The following is a 12,239-nucleotide window of genomic DNA, read 5'->3' on the forward strand; positions in this document are numbered from 1 at the left end:
AGTCGGCAGCGCTAAAGCCAAAAACGCCAACAGAAACGGCCCAAAAGTCAGCGTTTGACTGATAGTCGCCGCTACACTCAGCAGAATTAGCCCGATGACGATCGAATATCCCAAATCCTTGCGGCGGGGTAAATCGAAGCTGTGCAGCACTTGAATGTTAATTAACAATTGCGCCAAAACTAACCGCGTATCGTTTAATTCTCCTACCAAGCGGGTAAAAAAAGCGAATAGCGCCACTAGCATTCCAATAGCGATGCAGAACTTAGCAGCTACATTGCGATCGCGGCGGCGGTACCAACTCCAAGTTGCTCCCACAATACTAACAGGCACAGCCCACAGGTTCAGGGCTTGTTCAGAAGCAACGTCAGTAGCTACAATTCCCACAATTACCAACAACTGAACTAGGATTCGCAGCAGCAAAGAATCCTCAGTCACGGGCGGAGGCATTGCCTCAATCCGCTCCCACAGTTTACCCAACACAGGTATCTTTCGCTGGTTATCAGTTGTCATGTGCACCCATCCCATGATTTTAGATTTTAGATTTTAGATTGAATCCACAGATGCAATCTGGGTTTTAACTAATATCTAAATCTTATTTCTCTATGATTAGATTTTAGATTGAATCCACCGATTAACTTGACAGATGAATCTGGGGGATTGAACTAATATCTAAATTTTTTGGCTTTCCCCGACAAAATTAAGCAGATTGTATCTGTTTTTGTGTGAACTCAAACCGCCGAGTAAAAAACGCAGTTATTTGCTCTAATTGTACCTTTATAATTGCTATTTTATCCAGCCAAAATTGGACGAATAGCAAACATCAAAGGTCGTGTCTCGAAGTTTTGGAATCGAACTTCTAGGGCATAAGTCTTGTCAGGTTGCGGGTCAAACAATTCCACACTTAAATGCCCGGAATTCGGACGCTGTGCAGTTGCTTCGGCATCTCCTCCCTTGAGTTCCAAACTTCCTGCCCCAGGAAATTCGCACTCAACTCTTAAACACGGTCTTGGTGGTTCTGTGTTGCGGTTGGACAGGTATTGAGCCTGCAGAGTCAGCGAACCCAAAGCTGTCAACCATTGTCGGGAAACCGGCGGCTGATTTACAGGACAATTCAAAGTTAGAGAGTCAATGATTTCTCGGGCGGCCAACAGCGACATCAGCATTTGTTGGTCGGTAGTTGCCACTTCGTAATTCGGTAAATCTTCTAGTTCTAAACCTGTAATTCCTCTGGTAGCACCCAGGAGTACGATACCAGCTAGTTCGTTAAGTTCCTGAGACTGGCCCGGAAACAAGCTATCTACAGCGCGAACTAATTTCAAGCCTTCCCGCACCGACGACATTACCAGTTCCTGACAAGGTTCTAGCAGTTGAGCAAAAACCTCTTGGGCGATCGGAATTGGCAGGCGACCCCATCTAATATTTTGTAGTTGGGGGGTCCAGACGTGCAGGGGGGGAACCCATTGGGGGACTGCATCGTCTGGATAGTCGTAGTCGTAGCTTTTGAGTTCTGTTTCCCAGGGGAACAGCGGCGGGTTGGATTCAATTTCGGCTCTAAGCCTTTCTTTTAACAAGGTCTGAAAACGGTCTTGCACGGTCGGTATATCTCCAATAGTCAGGGGTTGTGCGGGAGCATTGCTGTGCTCTCCGGCTTGGTAGTCGATCGGGTCTGGTTCGTCCCATTCCCAGTATTCCACCCCGGAATTCTCTTCTGTGTCGTCCCACTCTTCTGAGGGAGTGGGTTCAGAAAGATTTTCCTGATCTTCGCTAGAGGCATTCTGGATTGGCGCCTGCAATATCCAGTCTAAAAAATGGCGCTCGAAAGCCTCTGCATCCCTGTTCGTTTCGTTATTCATCAGTAGATGCCCCTTCTCCGGAATCTGAACGATTTCGCAATTCCCAGGCAAGTTCCAGCAATTTAAACCACCGTTTCTGTACCTGGGCTACCGTGCTGCCGAGGCTTTGCGCGATCGCTGACTCTGACAGACCCTGTTGTTTCAACTTTAGCAAACGCTGTCCCTCTAGACCAATTTGCTCGCCAAAAGCGTGCCACTGAGAAGGCAGCAAACCCAGATTGCGGTCTAAATCTGCTTCCAGCCACTGGTGAACGAGTTCCCAGCGGTGGGACATGGCAAACCTGAGCAAGTGGTACTTGAAGCGCTGCTGCAAATAGTCTCTTTGGCGCGGAGTGATGCCAAGAAGCGACTCTATTTCATTAGTGGGCAAGTCTTGCAAGCGGAGCACGAAGTAATCGGCGCATTCTTGTTGGTTGCGCTCTTTTAAGTAAGCGACTAATTCGTCAATTACGTTTTGTCGTAGAGATTCTGACTCGTCGCCTTGGGGGCGAATTGCAGATGAACCCTGTCCGGCCATCGCTTCCCGCACGGAGTGTACCGAGGTGTCGTTCCAAGTTTGGTCGGAATCTGAAGCGCCTCCGTCAGCGGCTTGTTCCATATCTACAGAGGTTTCTTTGGGCTGCTGCTGGGAAAAGGTTTGGGCCCGTAAAATAATTAGTTGCTGGCTGCGGTTCCGAGGTAAAGGAATGCGCCGCTTGCCGAAGCGCTCTACAAAGGCCATGTACTCTGCTAGTTCTAAGCGAGTGCGGGGACTGTATGTGGGTGGTAGTTGGGTTTCGCGCCGGAATGCCTTTAAGGCTTCGAGATAAAATCCTTGCAAGAAATCTCTGATCAGTTCTATTCGCGCTTGATAGCTAGACTGCACTTGGGGAGGGGTGATGTAGCGATAGACGATCGCGCTGAGGGTGCTGTGCAATTCTACTCGCCCGGGCCCGGAGCCTAAATTGTAGTAGTGGAGGCATTGTTGCAAGCGGTGCTGGGCAAGGCTCTCGGCTGCACCTTCTATGTCTCCGGAGTCTTGAATCCGCTGGCTTTCTGTGCATATCCTGGTGACTTCTGCTGCGAGTCGCCCTGCTACATCTTGGCAGTTCTGCTCAGACGCGCGAGTGGACTTTTTGAGTTCGTCTAACAGCAGTTGAAATATGGTTTCCACGCTCTGGCAGATTTCCCGCATGATGGTTTACAGCTAACAATGAAACTAGCACACCCTGGGACTTTATATTTGGGATTTTACATTTTATAGTGGCAGTGCTGCAGATCACATACTTGGACGCGCACCTGTTACCCTGAAATTCTGAAACTCAAATCTCACATTAACTGACTGATGGATTTTGACCAACAGATTCAAGCACTGATCGAAAAAGCTCCGCCCGACGGTTCGACGCCACAAATCTTACAGGCGATCGCTCCGGCGCTGATTTTAATAGCCCAACAGCTACAGCACCTCGAATACTCGATCCTGCAAGCGTTAGACGAAAGTTGGGCGATCGTGGTTTTGAGCAATCTCAAGCAACCGGGACGCCAGAAGAAGGTGATTTATGCTTTTCCCACTCTTAAAGATGCGTCCTCTGCGGCGGCGGTGGCGGCCGATCGCGTCAGACCGGTGCTTTTGCCTGTGACTCACATTTTATTTCAGATGATCGCTCTCGAAGGTCTAGACAGCATTGTTTTTTTTGAAAATCCCGGCAATCAGGAAGTCGGAACGGAAATCCCTCGCGAGCAAGTGCAGGAATTAATTAGCGTTTATTTGCAACAGTACCGATCGGCTCCACCGCCAAATTCTAGCAATCTCCCCCCGGATATCGCATAGTTGGAAATTGGAAATTGGGAGTTGGGAATTGGGACTTGGGACTTGGGACTTGGCAGCCCCAAGCTGGTAACTAATAACCAGTTCCTTCTTCCTTCTTCCTTCTTCCTTCTTCCTTCTTCCTTCTTCCTTCTTCCTTCTTCCTTCTTCCTGCTAATAAAGTCGGCTCAAAACGTAATCTGCTAAATCAATCAAAGCTTGGCGGGACTCTGAATGCGGCAGCGCTGCCAAGTATTCGACGGCTTTGTGCGCGTGATTTGTTGCTAGTTCTCGCGATCGCTCTATACCTCGGGAATCTGCTACCAGTGCCAGAGCCTGCTGTAGATCTCCTTCTTGAGCGAACTCGCGTTCTATGAGAACTTCCAAATAAGGCTTTTCCTCCAGGGCAAATAGTGCTGGCGCTGTCAGATTACCGCCAATTAAATCCGAGCCTGCGGGTTTCCCCAAAGTTTCCGTTGAAGCGGTGAAATCTAATATATCATCTACTATTTGGAATGCCAAACCAATGTTGCGACCGTAGTTGTACAAATCTTCTGCTATTTCCCCTGAAACCTCACTCAAACAGCCCGCTGCTTTAGAACTGTTGGCAATTAAAGAGGCTGTTTTGTAGTAACTTTTTTCGAGGTACGCTTCGATCGACAAACTCGTGTCAAATCCATTTAGTCCCTGTTGAATTTCCCCCTCTGCTAAATCCATAATCACTTCCGAAAGCAGTTTGACTACTGCCAGGTTGTCCAGATTTGCTAAATGCCAAGAAGATTGAGCAAACAGAAAATCTCCCGCCAATACTGCCACTCGATTGTTAAACCGACTGTGTACCGTCGGCACTCCCCGCCGCAAGTCCGACTCGTCTACCACGTCGTCGTGGACTAGACTTGCCGTGTGGATCATTTCGGTGATTTCCGCGAGGCGGCGGTGTTTTTCTGTGATTTCGCGATCGGGCATAGTCGCCTTGGCCATCAACAAGACTATTGCGGGTCTCACCCGTTTTCCCTTTGTGCCGAATAAGTATTCCGCAGCCGCGTACAAGATGGGATGACGGGCACCGACTAACTGTTTTAAGTTTTCTGTCAACAGTCGCAGGTCTTCTTCTACCGAGGAAAATAGGACAGTGCTAGAGATCATGGATACGCCGACTCAAGCCGTAAAGTAACAAAATTTTACATATCATATCTTTATTTTAAGATAATTCTCTGCAATAGGGAAGAGAAATTTAGGCGATCGCCACTTATTTCTCATCTTTAGCCCGCTCCGAGTCACCCCACTACCTCCAGCGAGTAGCCTGCCGCCAGAGGAGTTGCCTATTGTATAGAATTGTTAAGCACAATGCCCATAAATCTGTAAATCCCAGAAACCCTGTGCTATTATAGGTATTAAGGATTTAAACAATTCTATACATTAAGTACAGGCTGTAGTCGATACAGGCTGGCAAGTAGCTTTCAGATGCCTGTAAGAGTTTCGTAGAGCCAGCTTGATTACTCCTTTCGCAGAAAAAATTTCTGGGACAGATTTTTAGTTCATTGCGACTAAGAATTTTCAGAAGTTAAGACAAGCGCATCTTATCTGCGCGGTAGCTCAAAGTAGCTAAAGTGGATGGTTTTAGGCTGTTTAAGCATCTGTAAAGCAGTAAATCATTATTGACCCCGCCGAAAAACGGAAGCCTCCGCAGGGCTGTCGTGGAGATCGCAAAATTTTAGACTCTTGTTCAATCTCCCAGATTCATCTGTGAGTAAATCTAAAATGGAAAATCTTAAATCGACTAACCGGGAACGCCTAAATCTTCCCGCAGGTTTGATCTAGAAAAGCAGTCTTCAGAACCAAGGCATCGTCTTAGGTGCTGACTTAATGTCGCAGGTATTGAAATTATCCTTCTCCTCCTCGTCCTTGACTTTTGGTTATCATTATGATTTATCACGATATTCCTCTCATTATTCCAATTCTGGCCGCCGGCTATGTAATGACTATTTATGTAGTGCTGATGTTGGTCGAACGCAGCTCTAAAATAACTAGATTGGGCGAGTAGTGCAGCTAGAGCCCAGGCCGAATCCTGCCTTTGAGCAATGGCTACTGCCTCTGAATTCCGAATATTCAATAATAACCCTGCCTTGAATGCTAGCGCACAAAGGCAGGGTTATAAGTTGTCGCGCAAATAAACATTGCATATTCAGGGCTGGCAGGATGCCCACCCCACAATAGTTTTATTTTTTTTTGACATAGATTTTAAATGCACAACAGCTTAGCATTTAAGATAATATTTAATATTTAAGATTCAAAAATTGGGGACGATCGAGTTCGCGGTTTGGATCGCGGGCCTGCCGCTGCATGGTTTTTGGGAACTAGGATAATTGTTGAAAATTGCCCGTAGCGTGATTTTCTGCGGTACGAGTTACTGGCGGCAAGTCTGAGAATATTTGTGGCGATACCTGCGGACACGTATCAGTAGTTACACTGATTTAAAGGCGGTTCCTTGACAATTTCCTTAACCTGCACCCTAAGATTCAGCAGATATGCTCAACTTTCCCGGCTACAAAATTTTCAGAAAAATCTATGAAAGCGATCGATCTCTAGTTTACCGAGGAGTGCGATCGACCGACGACCAGCGCGTAATCTTCAAGATACTCAAGCAAGACTACCCCACTCCAGCAGCACTCGCCCGCCAAAAGCAAGAATATGACATCATCAGCAGCTTAAATCTCCCAGGAGTCGTCAAAGCTTACAGCCTAGAAAACTACGATCGCACTTTTGCGATCGTACTAGAAGACTTCGGAGGCGAATCTCTCAAAAGGTTGATGCAATCTGGCTTTTTTACCCTCTCGGAAGCTCTCAGCTTCGCCATTCAAATAGCCGACATTTTAGGAAATATTCACGCCGCCAACATTATACACAAAGATATCAACCCTGGCAACATAGTTCTCAATCGCAGCACCAACCAACTCAAAATCATTGACTTTGGCATAGCCAGTGTATTCGCGCCAGAACAATTAACCGAACAACCCGCCCTCAAAAATCCCCTGGTTTTAGAAGGCACTCTGGCCTATATGTCTCCAGAACAAACTGGCAGAATGAACCGCAGCCTAGATTATCGCACCGACTATTACTCTCTCGGCGCAACTCTGTATGAAATGCTGACTCGCCAACTGCCTTTTGCCACCGCCCGCGCCCTAGAATTAGTACACTGCCACATTGCCAAACAGCCAAAACCGGCCGCCGAAGTCGATCGACAAATTCCCGCAGCAGTTTCTAATATAATCGCCAAATTATTAGCCAAAAATGCAGACGACCGCTACCAAAGTGCTTGGGGCATCAAAGCAGATTTAGAAGAATGCCTAAACCAATTAAACACGTGCGGTCAAATCTCAGAAATCTCCCTAGCCAGCCAAGATATTTGCGATCGATTTAAAATTCCGCAAAAACTGTACGGACGCGAAACACAAATTAAAACATTACTCGCAGCATTTGAGCGAATCACCGACAGTCGCCCCCACTCTCAAGAACAAAAGCGAGTAGAAATATTTTTGATAGCAGGTGATTGCGGTACAGGCAAGTCATCGCTGGCACAAGAAATTTACCAGCAAATTATCGAAAAAAACGGCTACTTCATCACCGGAAAATTTGAACAATTGCAGCCAAACGTTCCTTACAGTGGTATCATAAAAGCTTTTCAACAATTGCTCCAACAAATCCTCACAGAAAGCGCCGAACAATTTCAACAATGGCGCGCTAAACTCTTAGCAGCTATCGCACCTAACGCACAAATAATTATTGATATAATTCCGGATTTAGAATTAATAATCGGTCAACAACCTCCCGTACCGGAATTAGACACAAATGAGGCCAGCAATCGTTTTAATTTAGTATTCATCCAATTTTTGCGAGTATTTTGTTCAAAAGAGCATCCCTTAGTTATTTTTCTAGATGATTTGCACTGGGCAGACTGCGCCAGCCTCAAATTAATTCAACAGATAGCTGCGGGCTTAATGACAAGCCCTGCCAGCCAAAATATTGAAAATTACGCACCAATCACCGCTAGCAAAGCATCTGAATATTTATTGATTATTGGCGCATATCACGACAAAAATATCACTTTTGTTCATCCTTTAATGGTAGCCACGACAGAATTGCGAAAACTCGGAGCAACGGTAAATCAAATTACCTTGCCTCCGTTGGAAATAGCAGACATTACTAATTTGATTGCTGAGACTTTACGCAGTGACAAAAAATTAGTAGCACCCCTAGCGGCAGTCGTGAGGCAGAAAACAGGGGGCAATCCTTTCTTTGTCAGCGAATTTCTGAAAATGCTCCATGCCGAAAACTTAATAACTTTTAATTATACTCGGTGTCCCCAATTGACTTCTGAGCCTACTTCATGCCCCAGTTTTGTTTCAGAATACCAAAAAAATCAAGCGGGTTTTCAAACAAGCTGGCAGTGGGATGTTTCTCAAATCGAAGAGATGGAAATTACTAATAATGTAGTCGAGTTGATGATTGGCAAACTACCAAGACTGCCAGAGTCAACGCAGCAAGTTTTAGGCTTGGCAGCTTGTGTGGGAACAGATTTTGACTTGCACCTGCTTTCGATGATTTCCGAAAAATCTCCACAGTTAGTGTTTGCCAACCTCCAGGCTGCACTGGAATCTAATTTAATTTTACCAGTTTCTGAGGTAAATGCCGAGCTGTTAATTGTGAATTTTAAATTTTTACACGAGGGAGTGCAGCAAGCAGCTTATGCTTTGATTGACGAACAGCAAAAACAAATATTTCACTGGAAAATAGGTTATTTTCTATGGCAAACATTTGCCAATACTCTGCTAGATGATATTTTTAAGATTGTCTACCATCTTAATCTTGGCATCAAAAAAGGTTTAGATTTAACAGCCAAATTAGACCGAAAAGAATGTGATAAAATTGCTCGCTTGAATTTGATTGCAGGGAAAAAAGCTAAAGCGGGGGCAGCTTATAGTGATGCGGTGAAGTATTTAACTGTCAGCCGTCGATTACTGGCAGATTATAGCTGGCAAAATCAGTATGAGCTAACTTTAAATATTTATGTAGAATCAGTTGAGGCGGCGTATTTTAGCCGCGAATTTGAGCTGATGGAACAGTTGTTTCGGACTGTGCTGCTGCAAGGGAGAACTTTGCTAGACAAAATCAAAGTTTATGAGGTAAAAATTCAAGCTTATATCGTGCAGAGGAGACAGCTAGACGCGATCGCACTCGGCAGAGAAGTGCTAGCACAATTTGGTGTAAGTTTTTCGGAAAATCCTAGCGAGTTAAGCATTCAGCAAGAATTAGAGCAAACAGCGGCAAAATTAGCCGGAAAAAATATCGAAGACTTGATGAGTCTGCCTGTGATGACATCTCCCGAACAACTGGCCGCAATGAGGATCGCAGCAAGCATAGTTCCTGCGGCATTTCACTGCGCTCCTCAACTGTTCGCGCCGCTGGTTTTGTCACAGATTAATTCATGTATTCAGTATGGAAATTCACCGATTTCTGCTTTTTTTTATGCGGCTTGGGGCGTAGTTTTGAACAGCGAATCTTTGGATATTGAATCGGCAAATAAGTTAGGCGAATTGGCTTTAAATTTAGTCTCGATGTTTAATGCAAACCACCTCAGAGCCCGAATATTATATCTAGTAGCAGCTTGTATCGCTCACAGCAAGTATCATGTCAGGGAAACGCTGCCAATGTTCCGAGAAAGCTATCAAAGTGCGCTCAAAAACGGAGATTTTGAGTTTGTCGCTTATTGTGTTCAACAAAAATCTCAATATGCTTATTTTGTTGGGCAAGAACTTACAGCGCTCAAACGCGAAATTGCCTCTTCTAGCAAGCTGCTGGCTCAACTCAAGCAATCAATCAATTTGCAGTGCAATCAAATATTTCATCAAGCGGTGCTTAACTTGCTGAATGAGGCAAATAATCCCTGCAATTTATCGGGGAGAGCTTGCCAAGAAGAGCATCTGCTGCCATTGCTGATGAAAGCAAACGATCGCACAGGAATTCATTACTTTTATTTGCACAAACTCGTACTGTGTTATTTGTTCGGCGATTTGCCCCAAGCACTGGAGAATGCAGGTAAATTCCGAAAAATTTTAAGGGAAGGAACTGGTTTGTTAACTGTGCCGGTGTTTTATTTTTACGATTCTTTGGCTGCGCTCGCTGCGTATCCCCAGGCGGATGGCTTGGAGCGAGATTGTCTGCTAGAAAGAGTAGGAAAAAACCAAGAAAAAATGCAAAAATTGGCTGCCCGCGCCCCGATGAATCACTTGCATAAATTTCATTTGGTTGAGGCTGAGAAACATCGGGTTTTGGGTGATTTTTTTCAGGCAATGGAAGAGTACGATCGCGCGATTAGTTTAGCGCATAAAAATGAATATATTAACGAAGAAGCTCTCGCTCACGAACTGGCAGCTAAATTTTATGTCGGTTGGGGTAAAAGTAAGATTGCGCGAGTTTATTTGGCTGACGCTCGCTACTGTTACACTCACTGGGGAGCTTTAGGCAAAGTTGAGGATTTGGAAAAACACTATCCTCAATTTTTAATTACAATTCCCGCAGCAACTAGCATGAGCAGCGACTGTACTACAATTACTAATATTTCTAAGAGCGGTGATTCTAACAAAAGTTTTGATTTTGCGGCAGTGATGCAAGCCTCGGGTGCGATCGCTAGCGAGATTGTGCTGGACAAGTTGCTGGCTTCTTTGATGAGAATTATGCTGCAAAATGCCGGGGCAGAAAAGGGTTTTTTGATTTTGGAAAATCGAGGTGAGTTGCTGGTGGAAGCTTCGGGGAGAGTTGATAGCGATCGCGTTGAGGTTTTGCAGTCGATTCGGGCCGAACAATGTCTACCTATTTCCATTGTTAATTATGTCGCCCGTACCAAACAAAGTATTGTCGAAGATTGTGCAGCCGAGCTGGGAAACTTTACTGGCGATCCGTATATTATCCAACATCAGTCTCAGTCTGTTTTGTGCGCGCCTTTGCTGAATCAAGGTGTATTAATTGGAATTATTTATTTAGAAAACAATCTAACTTCTAGTGCTTTTACTGATGACAGAATAGAGGTTTTGCAAGTGTTATCGACGCAGGCTGCTGTTTCTATTGCTAATGCTAAACTTTACGCACAACTGTGGGAAAGTCAAAGCAAATTGACTCAGTTTTTAGAGGCTGTACCTGTTGGAATAACTGTACACAATTCCAACGGTGAGGTATCCTATATCAATCAAACCGGACAGCGGTTACTCGGTCAGGTTTTTGCGTCGTCGCCTACAGGTGAAGAGTTGGTTTCGGCTGGTGAAATATATATTTCAGGAACGGAAAGCCCCTGTTCCGATCGACAATTGCCCGCTTTGCGAGCTCTCAAAGGCGAAAGTACGATCGCCGATAATTTAGAAGTCCGCAAATCCGGCAAGATTGTGCCTTTGGAAATGCACTCGCAACCGATTTTTGACAACAAAAACAATATTGTCTATGCGATTACTGCTTTCAGCGATATCACCGATCGCAAACAAGCTGAGAAACTAATAGCAGAGTACAACAGAACTTTGGAAATGCAAGTAGCCTCGCGCACCAGAGAACTCTCCGAAGCCATGCAAAACCTGCAAACAACGCAACAAGAGCTGATTCAATCAGAAAAAATGGCTGCATTGGGACAGCTTGTTGCCGGTGTGGCTCACGAAATCAATACTCCCCTGGGTGCGATTCGATCGTCTGTCGAAAATTTAGCCGATTTTTTCAATCAAAATCTTGCGGAAATCGCCGATTTTTTCGACAAAATATCCCCACAACGCTACTCGGATTTATTGACGCTGCTGCCGAAATACCAGCAGGCTATCTGCTTTTCTAACCGAGAAAAACGCCAGTTCAAAAGAGCTTTAGTTCGGCAACTATCAAACAGTTATGTTGCGAATCCACAAACAGTAGCTGATACTTTAGTTGACATCGGCATTTATGACAATATCGAATCAATTTTGCCTTTGCTGCAAGACTCTAACAGCTCGGATATTTTGCACCGAGCTTATCAACTTTCTACTTTGCAAAGAAGCACAAATACTATTATCACAGCTACAGATAGAGCGGCAAAAGTAGTTTTTGCTTTAAAAACATATTCTCGCTCTAACTCTACGGGAGAAAAGGTAATGGGCAATATTACGGAGGGGATAGAAACAATATTAACTCTTTATTACAACCAATTCAAACAGGGAGTAGAAGTTGTCAGAGATTATCAAGATGGACTGCCACAATTGCTGTGCTATCCAGACGAACTCAATCAAGTTTGGACAAATCTGATTCACAATGGTTTACAAGCGATGGACAATTGCGGAGTTTTAAGAGTAGAGGTGAGAGCTGAACATCAGAGGATGTTCGTCAGCGTCACCGATAGCGGCAAGGGAATTGCTCCGGAGATTTTGCCGCGAATATTTGACCCGTTTTTTACCACAAAACCCGCTGGCGAAGGCACTGGCTTGGGACTAGATATTGTTAAGAAAATTGTTGAAAAACATTCGGGTAAGATAGAAGTAAGATCGGCGATCGGTCAAACGACCTTTACTGTGTCAATTCCGATCGCCATTTAGCTC

At 45.0% G+C, this 12,239-nt stretch carries 5 protein-coding genes and 1 pseudogene; 2 read left to right on the forward strand and 4 right to left on the reverse strand.

The features are described 5' to 3' along the window. The 3 genes and pseudogenes from IQ270_RS04890 to hetZ all read right to left on the reverse strand — a co-directional run. Positions 1-510 (reverse strand): annotated as a pseudogene (locus IQ270_RS04890) (transglutaminaseTgpA domain-containing protein); the annotation flags it as partial. A gap of 278 nt (positions 511-788) precedes the next feature. Further along, positions 789-1,853 carry a hypothetical protein gene (locus IQ270_RS04895; protein WP_193972129.1) on the reverse strand — a complete coding sequence of 355 codons (1,065 nt, stop codon included), beginning with the start codon at positions 1,851-1,853 and terminating at the stop codon, positions 789-791. Further along, positions 1,846-3,027, reverse strand: a complete 1,182-nt coding sequence (gene hetZ / locus IQ270_RS04900; RefSeq protein WP_193972130.1) for a heterocyst differentiation protein HetZ — start codon at positions 3,025-3,027, stop codon at positions 1,846-1,848. Before hetZ ends, IQ270_RS04895 begins: the two co-directional genes overlap by 8 nt. A gap of 150 nt (positions 3,028-3,177) precedes the next feature. On the opposite strand from hetZ, the gene IQ270_RS04905 reads away from it, so the two are divergent. Next, complete coding sequence (locus IQ270_RS04905) at positions 3,178-3,663, forward strand: hypothetical protein (protein WP_193972131.1); 486 nt, start codon at positions 3,178-3,180, stop codon at positions 3,661-3,663. A 150-nt stretch (positions 3,664-3,813) separates the two neighbouring features. Here the strand turns inward: IQ270_RS04905 and sds are convergent, their stop codons facing one another. Next, positions 3,814-4,785 carry a solanesyl diphosphate synthase gene (gene sds, locus IQ270_RS04910; RefSeq protein ID WP_193972132.1) on the reverse strand — a complete coding sequence of 324 codons (972 nt, stop codon included), beginning with the start codon at positions 4,783-4,785 and terminating at the stop codon, positions 3,814-3,816. 1,382 nt (positions 4,786-6,167) lie between these two features. Between sds and IQ270_RS04915 the strand changes: the two genes are divergently transcribed. Then, complete coding sequence (locus IQ270_RS04915; protein WP_193972133.1) at positions 6,168-12,236, forward strand: AAA family ATPase; 6,069 nt, start codon at positions 6,168-6,170, stop codon at positions 12,234-12,236. Positions 12,237-12,239: the final 3 nt, after the last annotated feature.

It is taken from the genome of Microcoleus sp. LEGE 07076 (assembly GCF_015207455.1).
Classification (GTDB): domain Bacteria; phylum Cyanobacteriota; class Cyanobacteriia; order Cyanobacteriales; family Microcoleaceae; genus Microcoleus.